We start from the raw sequence: 25,825 nt of genomic DNA, 5'->3' as shown, positions 1-25,825 counted from the left end.
CGCCGAGGCTCCAGCGCGGCTGAGGCTCCGGGGGGCTGAGGCTCCGGGCGACGGCTAAGGCTCCGGCGGGTCGGCGGAGGTGCAGCCGGTGGAGGTGCAGCCGGCGGAGGTGGGCCGGCGGGCGGTCCCGAGCCCGGGTGCCGCCCTTGGGCTCGTCACCGCCCATGGGTTCTTCGTCGCTTATGTGCTCGTCACCGCGACCGCCTGGCCCGTCACCCTGGGTGCAATGGCGTGATGTCGCACGTGGGCGGATCCTGGAGGGAAGCACGGCCCAGGCGGCACACCTGCGCAAAGGAGGCCGGAGATGGCTACTGGGGCTACTGGCCAGACCCTGCACGGGCCCTCGAACCCCTTTCACCGGACGAAGACGCATCACACCCGGCTCGATGAGCACCTGCCCATGGACCACCGGCTCAGCAAGGTCTACCGCATCGGCGCGGGGCTGATGGGCTTGGTGCTGATCGCCTTCGGCATCCTCGGGCTGACCCACCACATCGGCTTCTTCGACACCGGCGGCGACACCGTGGCCGGGCTGAACACCAACGGCTCCCTGAGCATCCTGTCCATCGTCGTCGGCGCGATCCTCTTCGCCGGCATGGTGATCGGCGGGAACTTCGCCTCGACCCTCAACATCGTGTTCGGCGTCCTCTTCCTCCTGAGCGGCTTTGTGAACCTGGCACTGCTGGACACCGGCGCGAACTTCCTCGCCTTCCGGCTCCAGAACGTCCTCTTCAGCTTTGTGGTCGGACTGATGCTGCTGGTCTTCGGGATGTACGGACGGGTCAGCGGCGGCCTCTCGCACGACAATCCGTACTGGCGCGCCCGGCACCCGGAGGAAGCGGAACGGTTCGACCGCGGCCAGCTGCATCCCGTCTCCGGCATGACCGCCGCACGGCAGGCGGCGCGGGTCAACGTCCAGGGCGCCTCGCATGCCGGGCGCGGTTCGTTCGGCGCCGGCACCAGTGGGAGCAGATCCCGCAGGGGCGTGGGTACGGGAACGGGAACGGGAACGGGTACTGCCTCCTCCGGTGCCAGGGGTGTGGGTGCGGGCTCCGGCACCGGCACGAGCTCCGGCGGCGGCACCGGCACGGACGCCGGTACCGCCGGCAAGAGGACCTGAGCCGGGGCGAGGAGAGACGTCAGGGCGTACCGAGGTGGGAATGGGGTGCTCGGTACGCCCTGACGGCTGATGACGGCGACGGCTGATGACGGGGACCGGATCACGGGGGCGGATGGCAGGGATCCGATCACGGGAACCGGATCACGGGGGCGGATGGCAGGCACGGGGGCCGCCTGACCGGTGCGCATGACCGGGACTGCAGGACCGGGGAGGGACGACATCGGCGAATGCCGCCGTACGACAGGGCAGGCGCGGTGCCACCGCCGAGCGGTGGGCAAGCGGGCAGGCGGGCAGGCGGGCAGGGGAAGGCGGCGGTGGCCGGGGCAGGAGTCTGCGGGCCGGTGCGGCGGCCGGGCGGCACGGCGTGGGCCGGGAGGAGCGGCACCGCGGGTGGGAGGGGCGGCAGGTCGGCGAACACGGGGAGAGCAGGGAGAGCAGGGAGCACACGATGAGCCGATCGGAGCACACCGACTCCTCCGCCGGCGGGCACGGGGTGCACCACGAGGCGGTCGAAACGCTCGCCGGGCGGATCATCAAGGGCACTTACGGTGAGGGCGACAGCCTCGTCATGCCGGACGTGATGGCGCAGCTGGACGTGACCCAGACCGTGCTGCGTGAGGCCGTCAAGGTGCTGACCCTGAAGGGCCTCCTCGATGCCGACAAGGAGCGAGGCACGTTCGTCCGCCCCCGGGCGGACTGGAACCTGCTGGATCCGGACGTGCTGCGCTGGAAGCTCGCGGCCGGTGTCTCGTCCGATTTCTTCGCCGATGTGCTCGAACTGCGCCGTTCCATCGAACCCGCGGCGGCCGCGCTCGCCGCGGAGCGCCGTACGGATGAGGATCTGGCGGCACTGGACACCGCGCTAGGTGCGATGGCCACGACCGACACCGATCCGGCACTGCGCATACGCGCCGACGCGACGTTCCACACGGCGATCCTGATCGCCTCGAACAATCGCTTCTACGCGCAGATGCACCAGGTGATCGTGCCGGTGCTCGTCCAGCGCGACCGGGCCGTGCTCGCCGCGGACGGCGCGTTCGCACATCTTCATGCGGCCCACGCCGCGGTGGTCGAGGCCGTACGGAGCCGGGACGTCGACGGGGCCTATATGGCGATGCTCGAACTGCTCGATCTCTCGGCGCGGGAACATCCGTAGGGGCCGGCGGGAGCATCCGTAGGGGCCGGCGGGAGCATCCCCAGGGGCTGAGGGAGCACCCCTTGGGGTTGGGGAAGCACCCCTTGGGGTTGGGGGGAGCCCCCGTACGGGCTTGGCAGGAGCATCCATGGAGGCCGGGGCGGGAAGTCGTCGGTCCGGTAGAGCGGACTCCGCCCGTGGGCGGCGGGCCGCCCCGCGCCCGACAGGACGGAGCCGGTCCATGAAGATCAGCCGCATCGAGACGTTCCTCGCGCCACCGCGCTGGCTGTTCGTCCGGGTGGAGACCGATGAGGGCGTCGTCGGCTGGGGTGAGCCGGTGGTCGAAGGGCGGGCCGAGCCGGTACGGGCGGCGGTAGAGGTGCTGTCCGAGTACCTTCTGGGCCGGGATCCGGCGCGCATCGAGGACCACTGGCAGGTCATGACCAAAGGCGGCTTCTACCGCGGCGGGCCCGTCCTCTCGTCCGCCGTCGCCGGCCTGGACCAGGCGTTGTGGGACATCAAGGGGAAGCGGCTCGGTGTCCCCGTCCACCAGCTGCTGGGCGGACCGGTCCGCGAGAAGATCCGCGCCTACGCCTGGGTGGGCGGTGACGAGCCGCAGGCCGTCCGCGACGCGGTCACCGCGCAGATCGAGGCGGGCTTCACCGCCGTCAAGATGAACGGCTGCGGCCGGATGACGCCCGTGGCCACCCGCGCCGAGGTACGGGAATGCCTGCTGCGCGCCGAGACGGCACGCGAAGTCCTCGGCGACGCACGGGACTTCGGCCTGGACTTCCACGGCCGGGTCTCGCCCGCCAACGCCCGCAGGCTCCTCCCCCTGCTGGCCGGCTACGCACCGATGTTCGTCGAGGAACCTGTGCTCCCCGACCACCTGCAAGCCCTCCCCGACCTCGTCAACGCCTCCAACATCCCCCTCGCACTCGGTGAACGTCTCTTCACCCGGCGAGAGTTCCTGGCTCCCCTCCAAGCCGGCGTCGCGATCCTCCAGCCCGACATCTCGCATGCGGGCGGCATCTCCGAACTGCGCCGGATCGCCGCACTCGCGGAGGTCTACGGGGCGCAGCTCGCCCCGCACTGCCCGCTCGGCCCGGTCGCACTCGCCGCCTGCCTCCAAGTCGCCTTCACCACCCCGAACTTCCTCATCCAGGAGCAGTCCCTCGGGATCCACTACCACCGGGGCGCCGAGCTGCTGGACTACGTGGTGGATCCGGAGCCGTTCCGCTTCCACGGGGGGTCACTGCTGCGGACCGACCGTCCCGGGCTCGGTGTGGAGGTGGACGAGGCCGCGGTGCGGGCGGCGGACGAGCGGGGCCACGCCTGGCGCAACCCCGTGTGGCGCCATGAGGACGGGTCGTTCGCCGAATGGTGAGGGGAGGCACCCCGCCGCCAGCACGCACAGCACATCCGCCACACCCGGTGCATCCGGCGCACCCGGCACGCCCGGTACACCTGTCGGTGCGGCCCGGAATAATCGAGGGTGTCACCCGCGCGCCCGAACGACCCAGCCGCGCAGTCACCCACGCGGCGGGGTGCAGGAGAAAGCAGGAAACGCCATGGACCTCAGCACAGCGCTCCGGACCGAGCGGCTGGTCGCCATCATCCGGGGCAGAGAGGCGGAGGCGTCCTTCCGTACCGTCATGGCGCTTGTGGAGGCGGGCCTTTTGCTGATCGAGATCTCGCTCAGCGGGAAGGACGCCCTCACCGTGATCCGACGGGCGCGCGCCGAGCTGGGCGACGCGGCGTGGCTCGGCGCCGGCACCGTCCTGACTGCACAGGACGCCCGGCGCGCCGCCGAAGCCGGGGCGAATCTCATCGTCACCCCCGGCCTCGGGGCCGGTCTGGAGGAGTCCGTACGCCAGGGTCTGCCGACGCTCGCCGGGGTGATGACGCCGTCCGAGGTGATCGCGGCAGACGCGCTGGGGGTCTCGGCCCTGAAGCTGTTCCCGGCATCGGCCGGCGGACCGGCGTATCTGCAGGCGCTGCGGGCGCCCTTCCCCGAGCTGCCGTTCGTGCCGGTCGGAGGCGTGGACGCAGCCGCCGCGCAGGCGTACTTCGCGGCCGGCGCGGTGGCGGTGGGTGTCGGCTCGCCGCTGGTCGGGGACGCGGCGGACGGCGGTGACCTGGACGGGCTGCGCAAGCGCGCGGCGGAGTTCAGGGCGGTGTGCGCACCGTGACGGGGCAGTCGGCTGCCGGGGGCGGCGAAGCGCAGCGGGACAGCCACGGTCACGGGCACGACGATCACGGGCACGAGGACGCGGACGCGGAGCACGACGGCGCCGCTGCCCGCCCCGGGACCGCGCCGGCCCGCCCGCCGGCTCCCCGGCAAGCGGGCCGTCCGGACGTCTTCACCTTCGGCGAGACCATGGTCGCGCTACGCGGCAGCGGCCCGCTGAAGCTCGGCGGCACGATGCAGGTCTCCATCGCCGGAGCGGAGAGCAATGTCGCGATCGGGCTGGCCCGGCTCGGGCACGAGGTCCGCTGGGCGGGTGCGGTCGGTGAGGACGAGGCCGGGGAACTGGTGCTGCGTACGCTGCGCGCCGAGGGCGTCGAGGTGTCCGGCGCCTCGGCCGATCCGGGTGCCGCGACCGGGCTGCTCCTCTTCGAGCCGCGGCTGCCCGACGTCACCCGGGTGCACTACTACCGTGCGGGATCGGCCGGCTCGCGGCTCACGCCGGACGTGATCGAGCGCGCCTTCCGCGCCGCCCCGCCCCGTGTCCTGCACCTGACGGGCATCACCCCGGCCCTGAGCCCCACGGCTCGCTCGGCAGCTCTGCACTCCCTCCGACTGGCCCGCGAACACGGCTCCTTGGTCTGCCTCGATGTCAACTTCCGCGCCCGGCTGTGGACGGCCGAGGAGGCCTCCGTGGTCCTGGGCGAGTGGATCCCCTATGTGGATCTCCTGACCGCCTCCGATGACGAGCTTCCGCTGTGCCTGCCACCCCGGGACGCCGACATCGCCTCCGCCTCCGGCATCGCGTCGCAGGCCAAGCGGCTGAGGGAGCGGGGCGTCGGCGAGATCGTGGTCAAACTCGGCGCGGAGGGCGCAACGGCCTTCACCCACGAAGGCTCCCTGCACCGGTCCGCCAAGGCCGTACGGGCCGTCGACGCGGTGGGCGCCGGCGATGCCTTCGTGGCGGGCTATCTGTCGGCGCTGCTGGACGGTGAGGGACCGGCCGCACGCCTGGAGCGGGCCGTCACCACGGGAGCGTTCGCGGTCGCTTCCCCCGGCGACTGGGAGGGCGCGCCGACCCGTGCGGAGCTGGGCATGCTGGGCGCGCCGCCCGGCACCGTCGTCCGCTGAGCGGCGACCCGGCTAACCTGTGCCCATGCCTCGTTACGAATACCGGTGCCGCCCCTGCGGCTCCACCTTCGAGCTGAACCGGCCGATGGCCGAGTCCTCCGCCCCGGCCGTGTGTCCCGAGGGCCACGAGGACACCGTGAAGCTCCTCTCCGCGGTCGCCGTCGGCGGCTCCGCGACCGCAGCCGCCCCACAGGGCGGGGGCGGCGGCTGCTGCGGGGGCGGCTGCTGCGGCTAGTACGGAGGGCAGCTCCGGAGGCGGGGCCCCGGCCGCTATTTCTTGCGTGCCAGGGTCACACCGTCGGCCACCGTGAGCATGACCGCCTCCATACGTGAGTCCTCCACGACGTGGTCGTTGAAAGCCCTGATCGCCAGCGCCGACCCGGTCGCCGCCGGGTCGGCGACCTCCCCGTGGTAGAGGACGTTGTCCGCCACGATCAGGCCGCCCGGCCGCATCCGGGGCACCAGCTCTTCCCAGTACGCGATGTAGCCGCCCTTGTCCGCGTCGAGGTAGGCGAGGTCGATATGCGGTTCGGCCGGCATCGCCCGCAGCGTTTCCAGCGCGGGCGCGATCCGCAGCTCGACGCGGTCCCCGACACCGGCCTTCTCCCATGCCTCGCGGCCGTACGCCGTCCACTCCTCGGAGACATCGCAGGCGATCAGCCTGCCGTCCGCGGGCAGCGCCTGGGCCATGGACAGCGCCGAAAACCCGGTGAACGTCCCCACCTCGACGACGTGCCGGGCCCCGATCAGCCGCACCAGGAACGCCAGCAGGGGCCCCTGTTCCTCCGCCGACTGCATCCCCGCCGCCTCGGGGAACTGCTGGCGGGTGAGCTCCACGCTGTCCCGCTGCGCGGCGTTCAACGGTGGGTTGTGGGCAAGGACGTAGTCGTACATCTCCGCCGTGATCGGCGTGCTCTTGGACTCGGTCACTGGCTCTCCCCTGGGTCAAGGATCGCGGTCTCGGGCGCTCACCGGACGATGCGGCCAACCGCCTCGGCGAGACTAACCGAGCCACCCCCTTCACCGACCGCTTTCCGGTCGCTCCCTCCCCTTGTGCCTCCCTTGTCTCCCCGGCCTCACCCGCGAAGGAAGGCCCGCACGATTTCCTCGCCCGCGGCGACACCCCGTTCGTCGAGTGCCGTGACATGAGGGGCGTGCCAGCCGGAGTCCGCCAGTTCGCCGTGTCCGGGCCGCCATGCGCGGTCCGCAGCCAGCAGCAGATCGGCGTCGAGAAGGGAGTCACCGGCCGCGAGGATCTCGGACGCCCCGGTGCGGCGGGCCACTTCCGCCACGGCTGCGCTCTTGGTGAGCGGCCGCGGCACGGCGTAGATCTTGCGGCCCTGCAGGGACACGGTCCAGCCGCGTTCGTCCGCCCAGCCGGTCAGGTCCTTCACCCAGGTGTCCGGCAGCAGGTGCCGCTCCACGACGAGATAGGCGAAAAGGTCCTCGGCCACGCGTTCCTTGCGCAGCCAGGCCGGGTCGGCGGTGCGGACCAGGTGCGCGCGGATCTCGTCCAGGGGTGCGCACTGCGAGGCGAGCCGCCCGGCGACGGTGCGCTGCCAGTCCGGGTCGGACTCGCCCCGTACGAGCAGATGGCCGCCGTTGGCGCAGACCGCGAACTCGGGGACGGGCCCGGGGAGGTGGATACGGCAGTACTGCTCGCGGGTGCGGGTGGTGGCCGGGACGAAGGTGGTGGTGCCGGCCAGTTCGGCGAGCAGGGCGGCGGCCGTCTCCGTCATATAGGACAGCGGTTTGCGCTCATAGGTCTCGACGCACAGGAGCCGGGGAGCCTCGGCGTCCGGCATGGCGAGGCCCAGGGCGGCGGCCGAATAGATCAGGGTGCGGTCGAGGTCGCTGGCGACCAAAAGAGGGGCAGCGCGCAGCGCTTCCGGGGAAGGGTGGTGGGCGAGGGGTCGGCCGCTCATCAGGAGGTCACCGCCTTGCCGTCGGCGCCCGTGGCCCCGCGGGTGTAGCGGGGGTGGATCAACCCGACACAGGTATAGGGCAGTTCGCCGACCTCTTCGACGGGCACGCCCCGTTGTTCCGCCAGGAGGCGCACATGATCGAGATCGGCCCCGGCCCCCTGCCGCGCGAGGATCTTCCAGGGGACCCGGCGCAGCAGGACGCGTGTGGTCTCGCCGACACCGGGCTTCACGAGATTGACGTCGTGGATGCCGTACTCCTCACTGATCCGTTCGACGGCCGCCCAGCCCTTCCAGGTGGGCGCCCGGTCGGCGGCGGCCAGTTCCTTCACCTCCGCCGCGACCTCCTCGGCCACGTCGTCGAAGCGGGCGGTGACCGCGTCCAGGAACGCGTGCGACACATCGTCCGCCGCCAGGTCGCGGTAGAACTTCGCGCCGTGGAAGTCGTCCGGCCCGACGAGGTCGTCGCGCAGCACGGTGCGGGATATGAGGCCGGAGACGGTGGAGTTGAGGCAGGCGGACGGGATGAGGAAGTCGTCCCGGGTGCCAAAGGTCTCGACACAGCCGCCGGGGTCGGCGAGCACGGCGATCCGCGGGTCGAAGCCCGGGAAGTCCGCCAGGGCCTGGGCGAGTTCGCGGGTGATGGCGCCCTTGCCGGTCCAGCCGTCCACGAAGACGACATCCGCCGGATCGTGACGGTCGGCCAGCCAGCGCAGTGCGGTGGTGTCGATGCCCCGGCCGCGGACGATCGAGAGGGTGAAGTGCGGCAGCTCCAGACCGTGGGCGTGCAACGCCCAGCGGCGCATCAGCACCCCGACGGGGGTACCGGCCCGTGCCAGCGACACCAGCACGGGGCGTGGGCCGCGTTCGGCGAGCACGGTCTCGGTGACGGTCCCGACGGCCCGGGCAATCCGGCTCGCGGAGGTCCGCAGCGCGCTGTGGAACAGCTCCTGGTACTGCTCACTCGGCTGGTATTCGACCGGCAGCGACTCGGCGTAGTGGGCGCCACCGCGCTGAATCGCCTCCTCGCGTTCCTCGGTCGGCGCTTCCAGGGTGACGTCGGAGAGATCCTGCAGCAGCCAGCCGACCTCGTCGGCGGTGTAGGAGGAGAAGGCGGGGCCGCGCAGCGGCTCGGGGAGGGACAGGGACCGGGCCTGCGGTGCGTGATGAGGGTTGGGCCCCTGCTGCGGCTGCGGCTGCGGCTGCGGGGCGTACGAGGGGATGACGGCGAGCAGCAGCCGGCCGGTGTGCTCGGCGAGCCGGTGCAGCAGACCGCCGGTGGTGTGCAGCTCCGGGCGGTCCCCGTGGGAGTCCACGACGGCCACGATGGCGTCGAAGCCGCGTTCCGGGTCGGCGCCGGCCGCCACGTTGTACGCGTACCGCTCCCCCGGACCGTCGGCCGGCCTGTCGTGGGCGGGGAAGGACAGCCGGGTCCGGATCGCGTAACCGGGGTCGTCGACGGCGAGCACCGGCGACCGGGTGGTGGTGGAGAAGAAGACCTGCGGCACCGGCTCGGCACCGCTCGCCTCCTCGGCCAGGAGGGTGTCCAGGGCCTGGGCCATCCGCAGCGGCGCGTACATCAGTTCCTCGTTGCCGAGGACGAGGATGCGGCGGGCGCCGTCCAGTTGCCGGGCGATCCGGGTCGCCATGTGGGGCAGAGCGGCCTCCAGCCGGGCGCGGTGCGCCGGTGTGAAGCCGTGCCGACCGCCGTCCGGCAGCCCGGCTGGCCAGTCGAGACCGACCCGTACGACGTCCGCGCCGGGCGCCGCCGGGACGTCTGCGGCCGTCCGCGCCGCAAGGCCCTCCTGCGCGGCGACGAGTTCCTGTCCGCGGGTCAGGACGTCCGCGGGCAGGTGTACGCCGCCCGCGGCCAGTGTCACGAGGTCGACGCGGGCGCCCAGTTCCGCCGCGAACTTCTCCAGGTGGCTGCGGTCCGCGTCGGAGCGCATATCGACCAGGGCGACGACCACGTACCGCTCGCGCGGGAAGTGCGCATGCAGCGCGGTGATCGTGTTCAGGACGGTCCGGCCGGTGGAGAACTCGTCGTCGACGAGGACCAGCGGCCCGTCCCCGGCGAGGAGTGCACGGTCTTCCGGGAGCAGCAGATGCGAGGTGGCGTGGCTGTGCTCCTCCTCGAATCCGCCCACCTGCGCCACGCCCGTGACCGGCCGGCGGGTGGAGTGCAGATACGGCGCGAGTGCCAGGCCGTCGGCCACCGAATGCCCCAGGCCGGTGGCGGTTTCGGCGTAGCCGAGGACGACGGAGCGGGCAGCGGCCTCGTCGCCCAGCAGCTTCCGCACCCGCCGCCCCAGCCCGACGCCGGCGCCATGAACCACATCCGGCCGCTGGGGCACATGCTTGCCAAGCACGTTCGACACGAGCAAATGGGCCCGCTTGGGGTTACGCCGCAGCGCCAGCCCCAGCAGTCCCGGCAGCTCGTCCCCGCCGCTCAGCGAGACCCCGAGCCGGCCGGCGACCCATTCTCCCGTCCAGACCACGTGTTCCGTCTCCTCCGTCGTACCGTTCATCTGTTGTCCCGCAGGTCACATCTGCTCACGTCATGCCTGCTCAGCTCTGCTCACGCGCGCTCACGTCTGCTCGCTCTTGCCCGCGCCTGCTCGGCTCTGCTCTGCTCATGTCTGCGGCAGGCTCGCCGTCAGCAGCTCCACGAACCCGATGCCTTCCCGGGCCACCCCGAACGCCTCGGCGCGCAGCAGGGTCCGCTCGGCCCAGGCGCGATGCGGCTTCACCTCGTTCATCTTGTTCGTATAGGCGGAGCGCAGCACCCCGCCGTCGCCCCGTTCGGGCCGCAGGATGTCGACCGCGTCGCTGAACTCCTCGTGGCTGACGACCGAGAGGGCGTGCACCGGCGCGACATGCGAGGGGTGAATGCAGGTCTTGCCCTGCAGACCGTTCGCGCGGTCGAGTTCGATCTCCCGCAGCAGGCCGTCCATGTCGTGCTCGATCAGGGCCGTGCGCAACTCCTCGGCGCGTCCGAGGAAGGGACTGCGGCGCAGCTGCGGCTTGAACATCCGCTCCTGCAGCCGGAAGTACTCCCACACCGGGCCGGTGACCGTGAAGCCCGTGCCGTCCGCCCGCCCCAGCACATTCACCACGTCGGCGATCACGGAGGCGACGATCTGGACGTCGTAGGCCGTCATGTCGGGGGCTCTGCGCAGTCCATAGGCGGAGCAGAAGTCCGTGACGCCGAGCCGCAGGGCAAGCACCCGGTCCCGGTATTTGTCCACGGTCCGGGCGATGCCCGCAAGAGTCTCGGCGCGGCTCTCCAGATGCAGCAGCTCCGGCGATTCCAGTACCGGCATCACGAACAGCCGCCGGGCGCCCTCGCCCTCGGCCGCGTTCAGCGCCTCGAGGAACGGGATGCCCCGCTCCTCGGTGAACTTCGGAAGTACAAATCCGGACAGCCTGTGCACGGCAGCGCCCATCCGGCGGACCAGATCCGGTATTTGGCCGGGTGTGCGGACGCGGATGAAGAGCAGGGGGAGATCCGCGCCCGCAGTGGCCGCCTCGTCGAGAAGGCCGAGCTGCCGCACCAGGTTCTCCTCGCCGGCCTCGACATCCCCGTCACCTATGGAGTCCTCGAGGCACAGGACCATGGAGGTCACGCCACGCGCGGCCTGCTTGAGGACATCGGCGGCGAGTCGCGGGCGGGTGGCGGGGCTGTAGAGCGTCGCCCCCAGAACGACCGCGAGCGTGCGGGCCGGAGAGCCGGCGGTGAACTCCACCGGCTCCTGATGGAACAGTGTCTTCCGGATGTCGGGCGGAAGGTACCCAAAATGCCGCATACAACTCCCCGTCTACCTGCGGGATCCGGCACCCCCGCTGCGTCTCGCTGTCTGGATCCAGCCGGTAATCGTACGTGTGTGGGGGCACGGTTAGTTCCCGCGCGCAGGAAAATCACGTAACCCCCACGAGGCGCCCGGGCGTCCGCGGCCGCGCCCCGGGAACGGCTCGCGGCCCCCCGCGTTGTCGCTGCGACCTCCGGGAAGGCAGGATTGCGGCATGACGCACGCGATGCTGAAAGGGTCGAACGTACCCCTCGATGCCACGGCGGTCCGGGCCGTCCTGCGCTGGACCCCCGGTGCCGGTGTCCCCGATGTCGATGCCTCGGCCCTGTTGGTGGGACCCGAGGGGCGTGTGAACTCCGACGAGGACTTCGTCTTCTACAACCAACCGCGGCACCCCAGTGGCCTGGTGCGGCACCTGCCCAAGGCGCAGCTCGCGGAGGGTCTGACCGACACCATCGAGGCGGATCTGTCGGCGCTGGACGCGTCGGTGGACCGGGTCGTGCTGGCCGCGTCCTCGGACGGTGGCCCGTTCGCGGGCGTCTCGGATCTGCGGGTCGTGCTGTACGACGCGGCGCAGAGCGACGGCGAGCCGCTCGCGGTCTTCGACGTGGTTCCCGAGACGGGCGAGGAAACGGCCCTGATCTGCGGGGAGTTGTACCGGCGCGCCGACAGCTGGAAATTCCGCGCCCTGGGACAGGGGTACGAGAGCGGTCTGGTCGGCCTGGCGACCGAGTTCGGGATCTCGGTGGACGAGAACGAAGCCGCCGCCGACGGTCCGCCGGCCTCGCAGGCCCCGGTGTCGGCACCCCCCGGCCCGGCGGCAACCGCCGCCCCGGCCCCCGGGAGCGAGACCGGCCCGTCCGGCGACCCGACCGTCCCCGCCCCGGCCGCGCCCGGCCCGGCGGTGACCGGCCCCGACGCCACCGCCGCGACCCCGCCGCCCAGCACCTGGCCCGAGGAGGCCTTTGGCCCCCCGTCCGCGGTGGAGCACCAGGCCTCTTCGGCGTCGGACCCGGAGGCGGTCACCCAGCATGTAGCGGACGCCATGCCGGAGCCTCTGTCGTCCGCACCGCTGCCCCCGCCCCCCACCGTGGCGCCCCAGCCGCCGGTAGCGGCGCCCACGGGCGGCGGCTACGGCTATCCGCAGAACGTTCCGCCACCGCCGACGCAGCCCCCGGCCCAGCCCGCCTACGGCTACCCGGGACCGCCGCCCCAGTACCAGCCCCAGCAGCCGCCGCCGTCCCCGTACGGCCCTCCGCAGCCGACGCAGCAACCGCCGGCCTCGACGTACGGCTATCCGCTGCAGCAGCCCTTCGTGCCGGACCCGTCCTTCGTCCTGCCGCCCCAGGGACCGCAGTTCCAGCGCCGTTAGGGACATCGGGCGGATGCCCCCGGCGGCGGCGTGGGCGCGGCTCGGACGTAAGGCGGCGGGGGCACGGCACGGACGGACGGACGCGGGGGCACGGCACGGACCGGCGGCCGCGGCCGCGGGAGGCGGAACGAGCGGCGCGCCGCACCGGCGGCGGGCCGCAGCGTGCCCGGCTCAGGCGTTCGTCTTGTAGCCCCGCCCCCACTGCAGCCCCCAGCCGTACAGCCGGTCGAGCTCCGCCTGGAAGCCGTAGACGTACTTCACCTCGCGGCGCACCGTCAGCTCGCCCTTGACGTTCTCGAGCATGAAGACGGCGCAGGAGCGCGCCTGTGGCGCCCGCTCGTCCAGCTTGACCTCCACCCGCGGTCCGCTGCTCGGATAGAGCGTCACGACCGCGTGCGTACGGTCGAAGGCCGGTGTGCCGTCGTAGATGTAGACGAAGATCAGCATGCGCTTGATCTCGTCGCGGTGGTCCAGGTTGATGTACAGCGTCTCGCCGGACCCCGAACCGAAGCGGTCGTCGCCACTGAGCTTGACGAAGGGCGCCCCGTTGATGTCGCCCAGAAAGTTGCCCAGCGGCTGCACCACGCCCCGGGTACCGTCCGTGAGCTCGTACAGACAGGCCAGGTCCAGGTCGACATTGACCACGGCCGGCCCCTGCGCCTGCACTATCTCGGGCTTGAACAGTTTGCCCGGATGCCGCAGCAGACCGCCCCTGCCCCGCCCGCTCCGCTCGTGCAGGTCCGAGGGCCGCATCTGCCAGTGCAGATTGACCCGCAGATGCCCGGTGGCCGCCCCCTGCTTGGTCAGGGAGACGGCCGGATTGCGTTTCGTCAGCTCGACGACGTACGACGCTCCGCCGCTGTCGAAGTCGAACTTCGCGGCGCCACCGCGCCACAGATTCCCCAGGAACGACACTCTGCCCACCCCATTGCTCGGCCCCACATCACTGCGGGGCGGCCCGAGGTCCGCACCTCATAGCCGCCCCGCAGAGAGCGTTCCGCAATCAGCGCCGCGTCACACTCGGTGCGCGACTTCCGACTGCGCCTCGGAGGAATCTCCCGGCCTGCCCTCGCGCCGGTTCCGGATCAGGGACGAGGCGAAGGAGAGGCCGATCAGTGCGACGCCCACCAGGCCGGTGACGACCTCGGGGATCTCGTACTTGATCGTGGCGAGCAGGATGACGGCCAGCGCGCCGATCGCGTAGTGGGCGCCGTGCTCCAGGTAGACATAGTCGTCCAGGGTCCCCTTGCGGACCAGGAAGACGGTCAGCGAGCGGATGTACATCGCCCCGATGCCCAGGCCCAGCGCCATCATGAAGATGTCGTTGGTGATGGCGAAGGAACTGATGACGCCGTCGAAGGAGAAGGACGCGTCGATGACCTCGAGGTAGAGGAACATGAAGAACGCGGCCTTGCCGGCCAGGCCCACGGCCGCGCCGGTGCCCTTCTTCACGGGGGCCGCCGCGGCCTCTTCGCCCTCCTCGCCCTCTTCGTCCTCCTCTAGCTTGTCCTCGAAGTAGCCGGAGACGCCGCCGACGACGAGATACGTGATCATGCCCGCGACGCCGGACAGCAGGACCGTGGCGCTCTTGTCACCGGCGCCGTGCGCGGCGGCGGTGGCCACGGTCATCGCGCTCACCAGCAGGACGACCAGCCCGATGATGACCGACAGCATGTCGAGTTTGCCCATCTTGGCCATGGGCTTCTCGATCCAGGACAGCCACTTGTAGTCGCGCTCCTCGAATATGAAGTCGAGGAAGATCATCAGCAGGAAGATTCCGCCGAAGGCCGCGATGGCCGGGTGCGCGCTGGTGACCAGTTCCTGGTAATGCGCCTTGTCATTGATGGCGAGGTTGACCGCCTCGATCGGTCCCAGCTTCGCGGTGATCGCGACAATGACGACCGGGAACACCAGCCGCATGCCGAACACCGCGATGAGGATGCCGACGGTGAGGAAGATCTTCTGCCAGAAGGCGTTCATCTTGCGCAGGATGCCTGCGTTGATCACGGCATTGTCGAACGAGAGCGAGATCTCCAGGACGGACAGGATCCCGACGATCGCGAGCCCCTGCCACCCCCAGAGCACGCCCGCCAAGGCGAGGCCTATCACCGTGATGGCGAACGACCAGCCAAAGGTTTTCAGGAGCACTGCCTACCCAATCCCTCGCTGTATGGGGTCCCCCGCGCGCAGCGCGCGGCGCTTTACGAAACGTTGACCCCGAAGTCTAGAGCGATGCCCCGCAGACCCGACGCGTACCCCTGCCCCACCGCCCGGAACTTCCATTCGCCGTTGTGGCGGTACACCTCGCCGAAGATCATTGCGGTTTCGGCGGAGGCGTCCTCGCTGAGGTCGTAACGGGCGAGTTCGCTGCCGTCGGCCTGATTGACGATCCGGATAAAGGCATTGCTGACCTGGCCGAAGCTCTGGCCGCGCGCCTCGGCGTCGTGGATGGAGACCGGAAAAACGATCTTGTCGACCTGTTCGGGCACCTGCGAGAGATCGACGAGGACCGACTCGTCGTCGCCCTCCCCCTCGCCGGTGAGGTTGTCACCGGTGTGCTCGACGGAGCCCTCGGGGCTCTTGAGGTTGTTGTAGAAGACGAAGTACTCGTCCCCCAGCACCCGGCCCGACCGGCACAGCAGCGCGCTGGCGTCGAGGTCGAAGGGCGCTCCGGTCGTGGACCGTGCGTCCCAGCCGAGGCCGACCATGATCTGCGTGAGATCCGGAGCGGCCTTGGAAAGGGAGACGTTTCCCCCCTTGGCGAGCGTGACGGTCATCGTGCGCTTCCTCCCCTGTGTCCGTGCGGGCCGTGTCCGGCGCGGCCCGTGTCCCTCGATGCGCGTCCGGCGCCGCACGTCCCCGGTCGGGGGCGTACGGCGCCGGACGCCGTCGCTCTCGGACCGGCAGCCGCCGCGGCAGCCGTCCGGCCCCGAGGCCGACGATCAGATGGCTGATTCCCTCGGATCTCCTCGGATCCCCTCGGATTCCTCAGGCCCCCGCCGGATCAGACGTTGACGCCGAAATCCTGCGCGATGCCGCGCAGACCGGAGGCGTAGCCCTGGCCGATGGCCCGGAACTTCCACTCGGCGCCGTTGCGGTACAGCTCGCCGAAGACCATGGCGGTCTCGGTGGAGGCGTCCTCGCTGAGGTCGTAGCGCGCCAGCTCGTTGTCGTCGGCCTGGTTGACCACGCGGATGAAGGCGTTGCGGACCTGGCCGAAGCTCTGCTGGCGGGTCTCCGCGTCGTAGATCGACACCGGGAAGACGATCTTGGAGACATCGGCCGGCACCGCGGCCAGGTTCACCTTGATCTGCTCGTCGTCGCCCTCGCCCTCACCGGTGATGTTGTCACCGGTGTGCTCGACCGAACCGTCCGGGCTCTTCAGGTTGTTGAAGAACACGAAGTTCTGGTCGTTGGCCACCTTGCCCTGGTCGTTCGTCAGCAGGGCGCTGGCGTCCAGGTCGAAGTCCGTACCGGTGGTCGTACGCGCGTCCCAGCCCAGACCGACGACGACGGCGGTCAGATTGGGGGCTTCCTTCGTCAGCGAGACGTTGCCGCCCTTGCTGAGGCTGACTCCCACGAGTCCTCCCATAGATTCGAGGGGTACGTAAAGATTTGCGCCCCCATCGTGCATGGCATCGGATCAACGAATTGATCCTAGTGACCGGTTCCCACCGATTGCAGGTATCGCACCTGGATCAGTGCGGATTCGGCCCGGTGGGCGCAGCGCGAGGGGGCGCCTGGGAGAGTGCGCCGCCTCAGAGGGTGTCGAGCGCCTTGACGTACTCGTTCAGGTCACGGGCGTCGGGCAGGCCGTTGACGACCGTCCAGCGCACCACGCCCTCCTTGTCGATGATGAAGGTGCCGCGCACCGCGCAGCCCTTCTCCTCGTCGAAGACGCCGTACGCCCGCGAGGCCTCGCCGTGCGGCCAGAAGTCCGACAGCAGCGGGTACTCCAGCCCCTCCTGCTCGGCGAAGACGCGCAGCGAGAACGGGGAGTCGTTGGAGACGGCCAGCAGCTGGACGTCGTCGTTGACGAACTTCGGGAGCTCGTCACGGAGCGCGCAGAGCTCGCCGGTGCAGACGCCGGTGAAGGCGAAGGGGTAGAAGAGGAGGACGACGGCCTTCTCGCCGCGGAAGTCGGAGAGCTTGACCAGCTCGCCGTGCTGGTTCTTCAGCTCGAAATCCGGAGCCTTCGTGCCGACCTCGATCGCCATGGGGTGGTTCCCTTCCGCTCACGCTCAACAGGACGCGGCCAACCCTACGCGCCGCGGTGCACGACCGGGGAACCCGTCCTGAACGGGGCCGAGCCCCCTCCGGAACAGGCGGAGGGGGCTCGGTGGCGAATGGTGAGACCGTACGGCTCAGCGCTTGCCGGCCTTGGGCGTGACCAGTCGGCTGCCTGCCCAGTCCTTGCCCGCGTTGATGCTCTTGGTCTGGGACAGACCCGCGGTCTGCGCGGCCTCATTGATGTCGCTCGGCTCGACGTAGCCGTCACGGCCGGTCTTCGGGGTCAGCAGCCAGATCTGCCCGCCCTCGTCGATCAGCCCGATGGCGTCCACCAGCGCGTCCGTGAGGTCGCCGTCCTCGTCCCGGAACCACAGCAGGACGACGTCACACACGTCGTCGTAGTCCTCGTCGACGAGATCCTGGCCGATCACGGTCTCAATGCCTTCGCGGAGATCCTGATCGACGTCGTCGTCGTAACCGATCTCCTGGACCACCTGTCCGGGCTCGAACCCCAGCCTGGCGGCAGGGTTGGTCCGCTCCTCCGCGTGGTCCGCGGTCGCGCTCACGGATTGCCTCCTGTCATGTTTCGGAAATGCTCGGGGACCCCGCGCGTGCGCGGAGCATTGGGCGTAGTCCACACGGGCCGGGCGGATCGCGCAAGTACCCGGCGGTCCAGACCGCCGAAACGGTGACGTTTCGAGGCGTCTCGCCGCAAGCACGACCCCCGCAGGCCAGGCTGTAGTGATTCACACCACAGCTTTCTGTGAAGTTTATCGGGTACTTGCGCGGGACTGGTCCCTTCGGGGGGCGGCGGCCGGCCCCGGCCCCGGTTTCGGGGCCCGCACGTCCGTACGCGAAGCACTTTCGACATGGGCGTATGGTTGCGATTTGGCCGACCCGAGAAATCGGCCTTTTCAGCGCCATCTCTCTACGGATGGGTTACCCATCGGTAGAGGTGACGTATCCCAGTGGCTCGGTACACGATGGAAGACGGCGCGACACCAAGGCAGCGACAGCATTCGTCCCGTGCACCGCAGCAATCACTTGCAGAGCACGAAACGAACCGAACACGAAGGAACAGCGTGGCTTCCGGATCCGATCGAAACCCGATCATCATTGGCGGCCTTCCCAGCCAGGTCCCGGACTTCGATCCCGAAGAGACCCAGGAGTGGCTCGACTCGCTCGACGCGGCCGTCGACGAGCGGGGCCGGGAACGTGCCCGCTACCTCATGCTCCGCCTGATCGAGCGCGCGCGTGAGAAGCGGGTGGCCGTGCCCGAGATGCGCAGCTCGGACTACGTGAACACCATCGCGACCAAGGACGAGCCGTTCTTCCCCGGCAATGAGGAGATCGAGCGCAAGGTCCTCAACGCGACCCGGTGGAACGCCGCGGTCATGGTCTCGCGCGCCCAGCGCCCGGGCATCGGCGTCGGCGGGCACATCGCCACCTTCGCCTCCTCCGCCTCCCTCTACGACGTGGGCTTCAACCACTTCTTCCGGGGCAAGGACGAGGGCGACGGCGGCGACCAGATCTTCTTCCAGGGCCACGCCTCGCCCGGTGTCTACGCCCGCGCCTTCCTCCTGGACCGGCTGTCCGAGGCCCAGCTCGACGCCTTCCGGCAGGAGAAGTCCAAGGCCCCCAACGGCCTGTCCAGCTACCCGCACCCGCGGCTGATGCCGGACTTCTGGGAGTTCCCGACCGTCTCGATGGGCCTCGGCCCGCTCGGCGCGATCTACCAGGCACGGATGAACCGCTACATGGAGGCGCGCGGCATCGCCGACACCTCCAAGTCGCACGTCTGGGCCTACCTCGGCGACGGCGAGATGGACGAGCCCGAGTCGCTCGGCCAGCTGTCCATCGCCGCCCGTGAGGGCCTGGACAACCTCACCTTCGTCGTCAACTGCAACCTGCAGCGCCTCGACGGCCCGGTCCGCGGCAACGGCAAGATCATGCAGGAGCTGGAGTCGCAGTTCCGCGGCGCCGGCTGGAACGTCATCAAGCTGGTCTGGGACCGCAGCTGGGACCCGCTGCTCGCGCAGGACCGCGACGGCATCCTGGTCAACAAGCTCAACAGCACGCCCGACGGTCAGTTCCAGACGTACGCCACCGAGACCGGTGCGTACATCCGCGAGCACTTCTTCGGCGACGACCAGCGGCTGCGCGCCATGGTCGAGAACATGACCGACGACCAGATCCTGCACCTGGGCCGCGGCGGTCACGACCACAAGAAGATCTACGCGGCGTATGCGGCGGCCAAGGCCCACAAGGGCCAGCCGACGGTGATCCTCGCGCAGACCGTCAAGGGCTGGACGCTCGGCCCGAACTTCGAGGGCCGCAACGCGACCCACCAGATGAAGAAGCTCACGGTCGCGGACCTCAAGGGCTTCCGTGACCGGCTGCACCTGCCGATCCCGGACAAGGACCTGGAGGACGGCCTCCCGCCGTACTACCACCCGGGCCGGAACTCCGAAGAGATCCAGTACATGCACGACCGCCGCAAGGGGCTGGGGGGCTATGTACCCACCCGTGTCGTGCGCGCCGAGCCGCTGAAGCTGCCGGACGACAAGGCCTACGCGGGTGCCAAGAAGGGCTCGGGGCAGCAGAAGATCGCCACGACCATGGCGTTCGTCCGTGTCCTGAAGGACCTCATGCGGGACAAGGAGATCGGCAAGCGCTTCGTGCCGATCGCGCCCGACGAGTACCGCACCTTCGGTATGGACGCGTTCTTCCCGTCGGCCAAGATCTACAACCCGCTGGGCCAGCAGTACGAGTCGGTCGACCGCGAACTGCTCCTCGCGTACAAGGAGTCGCCGACCGGACAGATGCTGCACGACGGCATCACCGAGGCGGGCTGCACCGCTTCCCTGATCGCGGCGGGCTCCGCCTATGCGACGCACGGCGAGCCGCTGATCCCGGTCTATGTCTTCTACTCGATGTTCGGGTTCCAGCGCACCGGTGACCAGTTCTGGCAGATGGCCGACCAGCTCGCGCGCGGCTTTGTGCTCGGTGCGACCGCGGGCCGGACGACGCTGACCGGCGAGGGTCTGCAGCACGCCGACGGCCACTCCCAGCTGCTGGCCTCGACCAACCCGGCCTGTGTCTCCTACGACCCGGCCTACGGCTACGAGATCGCGCACATCGTCAAGGACGGTCTGCGGCGGATGTACGGCGAGAACGCCGAGGACATCTTCTACTACCTGACCGTCTACAACGAGCCGATCCAGCACCCGGCGGAGCCGTCCGACGTCGACGTCGAGGGCATCCTCAAGGGTCTGCACCGCATCAAGGCGGGCGAGAAGGGCGAGCACGCGGCCCGGATCCTCGCCTCGGGTGTCGCCGTGCCGTGGGCCGTCGAGGCCCAGCAGATCCTCGCGGACGAGTGGAACGTCAAGGCCGACGTCTGGTCGGCGACCTCCTGGAACGAGCTGCGCCGCGACGCGGTGGAGATCGAGGAGCACAACCTTCTGCACCCGGAGGAGGAGCAGCGCGTCCCGTACGTGACGCAGAAGCTCCAGGGCTCCGAGGGTCCGACGATCGCGGTCTCGGACTGGATGCGGGCGGTGCCCGACCAGATCGCGCGCTGGGTTCCCGGCACGTACCAGTCGCTGGGCGCCGACGGCTTCGGCTTCGCGGACACCCGTGGCGCGGCCCGTCGCTTCTTCCACATCGACGTGCAGTCCATCGTCCTCGGCGTGCTCACCGAGCTCGCCAAGGAGGGCAAGGTCGACCGGTCGCTGCTGAAGCAGGCGATCGACCGCTACCAGCTCCTGGACGTCACGGCCGCCGAGGCCGGGGAGGCCGGCGGCGACGCCTGACCTCTCCGCGGCCAATGGCCGCACCGCTTCCGCCGCGCCCCCCGACCAGCGTTCCTCGCCGGTCGGGGGGCGCTGTGGTGCGGGGTACCGGTGCGCAGGGCGGGTGCGGCGGCGCGGCCCGTTCAGCGCTCCCATACCTTGAACGCCCGTACCTGGTAAGGGGACCGGGGCACCCAGCTGCCGCCGCCCGGGTAGGTGTCGAACTCGGCGGTCTCGGCGCATTCCGCGCTCTGGTAGGTGGTCACCGGCCGGCCGGTCCGGTTGGCGAGTGCGGCGGCGGTGGTCCCCTTGGGCAGCGGGGTGCAGCTCTCGATGCCGGTGTCGGACAGCTCGTAGGTCCGCCGGGTGCCGCCGAAGTCCGCCTTCGGCCACAGGCACAGCGCTCCCGCCGCGCACGGGCCCGGGGCGGCACCGGCCCGGCCGCCGGGGGCCGCGTGCGCAGCCGGGGTGCCGAGGGCCGGCGGGACGGCGAGGGCCGCGGTGAGCGCGGCCAGGCCGGTGAGGAGCGCGGTGGTGTGGGGCGTACGCAGACGCAGACGCATAGGAATCTCTCCCCCGTGAAGTACGACGATGGCGTTCCGCCCTGGGCGGGTTGCCCACGGCGGGTGCTGCGGTGTCGAGCTTCGCGAGGGTGCGGCGCGGTTGCCAAGGCCTCGGCGGCACGGCCACCCGGATCAGGGATGTGGACAGCCGGAACGGCCCGGCGTGGGGCGTCCGGTGCACCGCGTTGACGTGAGAAGTCCCGGCGAGGAGGGCGCGGAAACCGTTCGCCCCGTGGCCTGCCGGGGTCCGGGAGGCAGCTGGCGTCCCGGAGGAGGCCGGTGACCGGTTCGGTTCCCCGGCCGGCTCATCCGGATGAGGGATTCGGCCCTCCGGCAGGGGCCAACTCCCGCCCGGCACATGGCGGGAGGGACCGGGCGTGCGCCGGGGCGGCCGGTTGACGTCCGCCGTTGACGGCAGCGCGCGGACACCGCACAGGCGGCACGCATCGGCGCGCGGCCGGACGAGGACGGGCCTCGTACCGGCCGCGCGCCGATGCCGGGCGTCAGGGCGACAGGGCGTCAGACGCCGGGCGTCGGGCGTCGGGCGTCGGGCGTCGGAGCCGGAAGCCGCGGTGGCTTCGCCCTGCGGCCGGTGCCCGGTCAGATGTGGCCGACCCCGGCGCCCGCCTCGGCGTTCGCGCCGCGCTTGGTGAAGACGGCGACGAGGGCGGCGACGACCGCCACACCACAGGCGACGGTGAAGGCCAGGCCCATGCCGGACACGAAGGTGTCGTGCGCGACGGAAACGATCTTCTCGGCGAATGCCGGCGGGGTGCCCTTCGGGACCGGGGCGATACCGGCCGAGACCGCGTCGGAGAGCTGGGACGCCTGCGCGGGCGGGACGGGCGGGAGGTGGGCGGCCTTCCAGTTGTCCGGGAGTTCGTTGTCGACGCGGGAGGCCATCACCGCGCCGAGCACGGCCGTGCCGAGGCTGCCGCCGACCTGCATCGCGGCCTGCTGGAGACCGCCGGCGACGCCGGAGAGCTCCAGCGGGGCGTTGCCGACGATGACCTCGGTGGCGCCGACCATGACGGGCGCGAGGCCCAGGCCGAGCAGCGCGAACCAGAGGGACATCGGGCCGGTGGTGCTGTCCGCGTCGAGACCGGACATGCCGTACATGGCGACGGCGGTGAGGACCATGCCGCCGACCAGCGGGATGCGCGGGCCGAGCTTGGTGATCAGGGCCCCGGCGAGCGGCGAGCCGACGATCATCATGCCCGTGAGCGGGAGGAGGTGCAGACCGCTGTCCACGGGGCTCATGCCGTGGACGTTCTGCAGATAGAACGTCACGAAGAACAGGCCGCCCATGAAGGCGAAGGCCATCAGCACCATCAGGACCGTGCCGGCGGTCAGCGGAAGGGAGCGGAACATCCGCAGCGGGATGAGCGGTTCACGGACCTTGGTCTCCAGGACGGAGAACAGCGCGAACAGGACCACCGCGGCGATCAGGAAGCCCCAGGTCTTCATGTCGCCCCAGCCCCATTCCGACGCCTTGATCAGCGGCCAGATGAGGCAGAACATCGCGCCGGAGAGCAGCACGATGCCCGGGATGTCGAACGAGCGCGGGGCGTTCACCGCACGGTGGTCCTTGAGGATCACCAGGCCGAGGACCAGCGCCAGCACACCGACCGGGACGTTGATGAAGAACACGGACTGCCAGTTGACGTGCTCGACCAGCAGTCCGCCGACTATCGGCCCGCCGGCGGTGGAGGCGCCGATGACCATGCCCCAGATGCCGATCGCCATGTTGAGCTTCTCGGCCGGGAAGGTGGCGCGCAGCAGCCCCAGCGCGGCGGGCATGAGCAGGGCGCCGAACAGGCCCTGCAGCACACGGAAGGTGATGACCAGCGAGACCTCGTGGGAGAACCCGATGGCACCGGAGGCGGCGGCGAAGCCGAGGATGCCGATGAGGAAGGTCTGGCGGTGGCCGAAGCGGTCGCCGAGCTTGCCGGCCGTGATCAGCGAGACGGCCAGCGCGAGCATGTAGCCGTTGGTGATCCACTGCACGTCGGCGAGCGATGCACCGAGGTCTTTCTTGATGGCCGGATTGGCGATGGCGACGATCGTGCCGTCCAGGGCGACCATCATGACGCCGATCGCGACGGAGAAGAGGGTCAGCCACGGATGGCCGCGCAGCCCCTTCGAGGGCTCTGGTGCGGGAAGGTCCGGCGCAGCGACGGCGACCGGAGTCTGAGAACTCATACGACGAGGCTAATGTCAGCCGCTGACAGTTGACAAAGCAAATCATGAGTCGGTAACTGTCATTTCGCTCACAGGTAACCTGAGCAGCGAGAACACCACGGAAAGGCGGCTCAGGATGGCGGACCCGACGCCGCATACGGCACCCACGGGCCTGCGGGAACGCAAGAAGCAGCGCACCCGCGACGCGCTGATCCGCGCGGCGCTCGAACTCTTCACGGAGCAGGGGTACGAGGCCACGACGATCGACGAGATCGCGGAGGCGGTGGATGTCTCCCAGCGGACCTACTTCCGCTACTTCGCCAACAAGGAGGACGTCGCCTTCGCCGTCCAGGAGATGGTCGAGGCCCGCTTCCTCGAAGAGCTGAGCGCACGGCCCGCGACCGAGGCGCCGCTCACCGCCCTGCGCACCGCCGTGATGGTGGCCTGGGACGACATCGGCAGCGCCATCGAGTCGGTGATCCCGGTGGAGCTGCACATGCGCTCGTACCAGATGATCGAGTCGACACCCGCGCTGGTCGCCGCGCACCTGCGGCGCTCCTCCGAACTGGAGGAGCAGATCGCGCGGTTGATCGCCCGGCGCGAGGGGCTGGACGTGGACACGGATCCGCGGCCGCGGGTGCTGGTTGCCGCATTGAGCGGGGTGATGCGGGTGGCCGGCAAGGTGTGGGGCGAGGGGCAGGACTGCAGCGTGGCATCCATCCGCGAGCTCACCCAGTCCTATCTGGACCACATCGGGCCGGCGATGGAGGGCGACTGGCGGGCGCGGTGAGCTCGCCGGTACCACGGCCGGCCGGGGCGGGCGCGGATCGGGTGGGCCGCGACCCGCACACCATCCGCTACTCCCCGTAACGGAAATCCACCTTTACGCGATCACTCCGCACGCCCCATGAGACCGCGTCTGCACGACTGAGCACCGAAAACGGATGACAAGTGTCCGGTTTGGTCGAAATACCCACCGTGAAACGTGATCTCACTCACGGTCACAGCAAGCACCCTTCCGCGTCTCCTAGGGTGGCACGCGGTGACTTCCTTCCCGGGCCTCGGCCCCTCCTCCAGCTTCCTGCAGTCCTCCGCCTTGCGTGCCGCGCTCGCCCTGGCGGTGGTGTTCGTGATGCTTGCCCTCACCGGCTGGACGGCCGTCAGAGGCACCAAGGAAGACGCCCATCCGCTGGCCACCGCCAAGGCCGCCTGGCAGCACGCCACCTTCCACGGCCGCCCGCTGCCCGACGCCGACGGTTCGCCGGCCACGCTCCGGGGCTTCTTCGCGGGGCTCACCGGTGCCGAGAAGCAGCAGCTCGCCGACCGCTTTCCGCTGGTCGTGGGCAATATGAACGGCGCCCCCGTACCGCTGCGTTACCGCGCCAACCGGATGGCCCTCGACGATGCCCGCGGCATCGAGAAACAGCGGATGGGCGACCGCCGGCTCACCCCCGTCGGCCGCCAGGAAGCGGGCCGGCTGATGCACCGCTTCGAGTCGATGATGAGCCCCGCCCGGCAGATCCTGGCCTTCGATCCGGCCGGCGACGGCCGGGCCGCCGAGGTCTTCGGCAACCTCCCGGCGGCGCAGCGGGTCTCGATCGTGGTACCCGGTGTGGACACCAACCTGTCGACCTTCGAGCGCACCGCGCGGGCCAACACCGCCCCCGTCGGCATGGCGCGGTCCCTCTACGGCGCCGAGCGCGAAGCCCGGCCGAGCACCCGTACCGCCGTGATCGCCTGGGCCGACTACACCTCGCCGCCCGGGATGGGCGTCGAGGCCGCCACCGGGAAGCTCGCCGCGGACGGCGCGGTCCGGCTGCGCGCACTGGTGGACGCGCTGCCCTCCTCCGATGCCGTCTCGCTGTTCTGCCACAGCTACGGGTCCGTGGTGTGCGGCGTCGCGGCCCGTGAACTGCCGTCCAACGTCGAGGACATCGCGGTGGCCGGCAGCCCCGGCATGCGGGCCGGCAACCTCTCCGGGCTGGGCACCCACGCCCGCGTCTGGGCCATGCGGGACGCCGACGACTGGATCGCGGACGTGCCCAACCTGGAGGTCGGCGGGCTCGGCCACGGCGCCGACCCCGTCGATCCGTCCTTCGGCTCCCGGGTCCTGTCGGCCGACGGCGCCGTCGGGCACGCCGGCTACTTCGCGCCCGGCACCCGCAGCCTGCGCAACTTCGCCCTGGTCGGGGTGGGCGCGACCAGCACCGTCTCCTGCGCCGCCGATGACCCGCACTGCAGTTCGGGGCTGGCCTGAGGGCCGTCGGCCCTCACGACTGGTTCCGCGGGCACGGCCCGGCGCCCGGGGACGGGCCGTGCCCGCGGGAACCGCACCCGGCGCCGGGGACGTCCACCAGTACAGAAAACGACGCAGCGGGTG

23 protein-coding genes are annotated in these 25,825 nt (G+C 70.6%); 11 read left to right on the top strand and 12 right to left on the bottom strand.

Annotation, left to right across the window (positions count from 1 at the left end):
- The first annotated feature begins 88 nt into the window (after positions 1-88).
- The 7 genes from D9V36_RS41165 to D9V36_RS30615 all read left to right on the top strand — a co-directional run bounded on the left by D9V36_RS41165 (position 89) and on the right by D9V36_RS30615 (position 5,809).
- On the top strand, positions 89-235 hold the full coding sequence (locus tag D9V36_RS41165; RefSeq protein ID WP_164993066.1) for a hypothetical protein: 147 nt from the start codon (positions 89-91) through the stop codon (positions 233-235).
- 165 nt (positions 236-400) lie between these two features.
- Positions 401-1,120 carry a DUF4383 domain-containing protein gene (locus D9V36_RS30640; protein ID WP_129298795.1) on the top strand — a complete coding sequence of 240 codons (720 nt, stop codon included), beginning with the start codon at positions 401-403 and terminating at the stop codon, positions 1,118-1,120.
- Between the two features lie 448 nt (positions 1,121-1,568).
- Positions 1,569-2,276: a FadR/GntR family transcriptional regulator gene (locus D9V36_RS30635; protein WP_129296609.1), complete on the top strand. Its 708-nt coding sequence runs from the start codon at positions 1,569-1,571 to the stop codon at positions 2,274-2,276.
- A gap of 220 nt (positions 2,277-2,496) precedes the next feature.
- Positions 2,497-3,642, top strand: coding sequence for a galactonate dehydratase (gene dgoD, locus D9V36_RS30630; protein WP_129296608.1), 1,146 nt, complete (start codon positions 2,497-2,499; stop codon positions 3,640-3,642).
- Between the two features lie 184 nt (positions 3,643-3,826).
- Complete coding sequence (locus D9V36_RS30625; RefSeq protein ID WP_129296607.1) at positions 3,827-4,447, top strand: bifunctional 4-hydroxy-2-oxoglutarate aldolase/2-dehydro-3-deoxy-phosphogluconate aldolase; 621 nt, start codon at positions 3,827-3,829, stop codon at positions 4,445-4,447.
- The gene (locus tag D9V36_RS30620) at positions 4,435-5,574 is read left to right on the top strand and encodes a sugar kinase (RefSeq protein WP_277753499.1); all 1,140 of its coding nucleotides are present in this window, start codon (positions 4,435-4,437) and stop codon (positions 5,572-5,574) included. Before D9V36_RS30625 ends, D9V36_RS30620 begins: the two co-directional genes overlap by 13 nt.
- Positions 5,575-5,599: 25 nt before the next feature.
- Positions 5,600-5,809, top strand: a complete 210-nt coding sequence (locus tag D9V36_RS30615) for an FmdB family zinc ribbon protein (protein ID WP_129296606.1) — start codon at positions 5,600-5,602, stop codon at positions 5,807-5,809.
- A 35-nt stretch (positions 5,810-5,844) separates the two neighbouring features.
- On the opposite strand, the gene D9V36_RS30610 is transcribed toward D9V36_RS30615, so the two are convergent.
- The 4 genes from D9V36_RS30610 to D9V36_RS30595 all read right to left on the bottom strand — a co-directional run bounded on the left by D9V36_RS30610 (position 5,845) and on the right by D9V36_RS30595 (position 11,302).
- Complete coding sequence (locus tag D9V36_RS30610; protein ID WP_381654446.1) at positions 5,845-6,468, bottom strand: O-methyltransferase; 624 nt, start codon at positions 6,466-6,468, stop codon at positions 5,845-5,847.
- 182 nt (positions 6,469-6,650) lie between these two features.
- The gene (locus D9V36_RS30605; protein WP_129296604.1) at positions 6,651-7,499 is read right to left on the bottom strand and encodes an HAD family hydrolase; all 849 of its coding nucleotides are present in this window, start codon (positions 7,497-7,499) and stop codon (positions 6,651-6,653) included.
- Positions 7,499-10,024: a phosphoribosyltransferase gene (locus D9V36_RS30600; protein ID WP_129296603.1), complete on the bottom strand. Its 2,526-nt coding sequence runs from the start codon at positions 10,022-10,024 to the stop codon at positions 7,499-7,501. The genes D9V36_RS30605 and D9V36_RS30600 overlap by 1 nt, the downstream gene beginning before the upstream one ends.
- Before the next feature lie 105 nt (positions 10,025-10,129).
- Positions 10,130-11,302, bottom strand: coding sequence for an HpcH/HpaI aldolase/citrate lyase family protein (locus D9V36_RS30595; RefSeq protein WP_129296602.1), 1,173 nt, complete (start codon positions 11,300-11,302; stop codon positions 10,130-10,132).
- A gap of 217 nt (positions 11,303-11,519) precedes the next feature.
- Between D9V36_RS30595 and D9V36_RS30590 the strand changes: the two genes are divergently transcribed.
- Positions 11,520-12,677 carry a TerD family protein gene (locus D9V36_RS30590; RefSeq protein ID WP_129296601.1) on the top strand — a complete coding sequence of 386 codons (1,158 nt, stop codon included), beginning with the start codon at positions 11,520-11,522 and terminating at the stop codon, positions 12,675-12,677.
- 171 nt (positions 12,678-12,848) lie between these two features.
- Here the strand turns inward: D9V36_RS30590 and D9V36_RS30585 are convergent, their stop codons facing one another.
- From D9V36_RS30585 to D9V36_RS30560, 6 genes are all read right to left on the bottom strand, one after another.
- The gene (locus D9V36_RS30585) at positions 12,849-13,592 is read right to left on the bottom strand and encodes a TerD family protein (RefSeq protein WP_129296600.1); all 744 of its coding nucleotides are present in this window, start codon (positions 13,590-13,592) and stop codon (positions 12,849-12,851) included.
- Between the two features lie 99 nt (positions 13,593-13,691).
- Positions 13,692-14,825: a DUF475 domain-containing protein gene (locus D9V36_RS30580; protein ID WP_129296599.1), complete on the bottom strand. Its 1,134-nt coding sequence runs from the start codon at positions 14,823-14,825 to the stop codon at positions 13,692-13,694.
- Between the two features lie 53 nt (positions 14,826-14,878).
- On the bottom strand, positions 14,879-15,454 hold the full coding sequence (locus D9V36_RS30575) for a TerD family protein (RefSeq protein WP_129296598.1): 576 nt from the start codon (positions 15,452-15,454) through the stop codon (positions 14,879-14,881).
- 227 nt (positions 15,455-15,681) lie between these two features.
- On the bottom strand, positions 15,682-16,257 hold the full coding sequence (locus D9V36_RS30570; protein ID WP_129296597.1) for a TerD family protein: 576 nt from the start codon (positions 16,255-16,257) through the stop codon (positions 15,682-15,684).
- Between the two features lie 178 nt (positions 16,258-16,435).
- On the bottom strand, positions 16,436-16,894 hold the full coding sequence (locus D9V36_RS30565) for a peroxiredoxin (RefSeq protein ID WP_033268712.1): 459 nt from the start codon (positions 16,892-16,894) through the stop codon (positions 16,436-16,438).
- Positions 16,895-17,041: 147 nt separating this feature from the next.
- Positions 17,042-17,473, bottom strand: a complete 432-nt coding sequence (locus tag D9V36_RS30560) for a DUF3052 domain-containing protein (RefSeq protein ID WP_030081424.1) — start codon at positions 17,471-17,473, stop codon at positions 17,042-17,044.
- Positions 17,474-17,989: 516 nt separating this feature from the next.
- Between D9V36_RS30560 and aceE the strand changes: the two genes are divergently transcribed.
- On the top strand, positions 17,990-20,722 hold the full coding sequence (gene aceE, locus D9V36_RS30555; RefSeq protein WP_129296596.1) for a pyruvate dehydrogenase (acetyl-transferring), homodimeric type: 2,733 nt from the start codon (positions 17,990-17,992) through the stop codon (positions 20,720-20,722).
- Positions 20,723-20,844: 122 nt separating this feature from the next.
- Here the strand turns inward: aceE and D9V36_RS30550 are convergent, their stop codons facing one another.
- Together D9V36_RS30550 and D9V36_RS30545 are read right to left on the bottom strand one after the other, a co-directional pair.
- Entirely contained in the window at positions 20,845-21,264 is a 420-nt protein-coding gene (locus D9V36_RS30550) for a peptidase inhibitor family I36 protein (protein WP_129296595.1), read from the bottom strand.
- Positions 21,265-21,864: 600 nt separating this feature from the next.
- Positions 21,865-23,466, bottom strand: a complete 1,602-nt coding sequence (locus D9V36_RS30545) for an MFS transporter (RefSeq protein WP_129296594.1) — start codon at positions 23,464-23,466, stop codon at positions 21,865-21,867.
- A gap of 115 nt (positions 23,467-23,581) precedes the next feature.
- Here D9V36_RS30545 and D9V36_RS30540 point away from each other — a divergent pair, with 115 nt between their 5' ends.
- Together D9V36_RS30540 and D9V36_RS30535 are read left to right on the top strand one after the other, a co-directional pair.
- Positions 23,582-24,235, top strand: coding sequence for a TetR/AcrR family transcriptional regulator (locus D9V36_RS30540; protein ID WP_129296593.1), 654 nt, complete (start codon positions 23,582-23,584; stop codon positions 24,233-24,235).
- Between the two features lie 252 nt (positions 24,236-24,487).
- On the top strand, positions 24,488-25,702 hold the full coding sequence (locus D9V36_RS30535; protein WP_129296592.1) for an alpha/beta hydrolase: 1,215 nt from the start codon (positions 24,488-24,490) through the stop codon (positions 25,700-25,702).
- Positions 25,703-25,825: the final 123 nt, after the last annotated feature.

The sequence above is a fragment of the Streptomyces lydicus genome (assembly GCF_004125265.1).
GTDB classification, from domain to species: Bacteria; Actinomycetota; Actinomycetes; order Streptomycetales; family Streptomycetaceae; genus Streptomyces; species Streptomyces lydicus_C.
The sequence above is the reverse complement of the archived record's forward strand: the minus strand, read 5'-3'. Positions and strand labels throughout refer to the sequence as shown.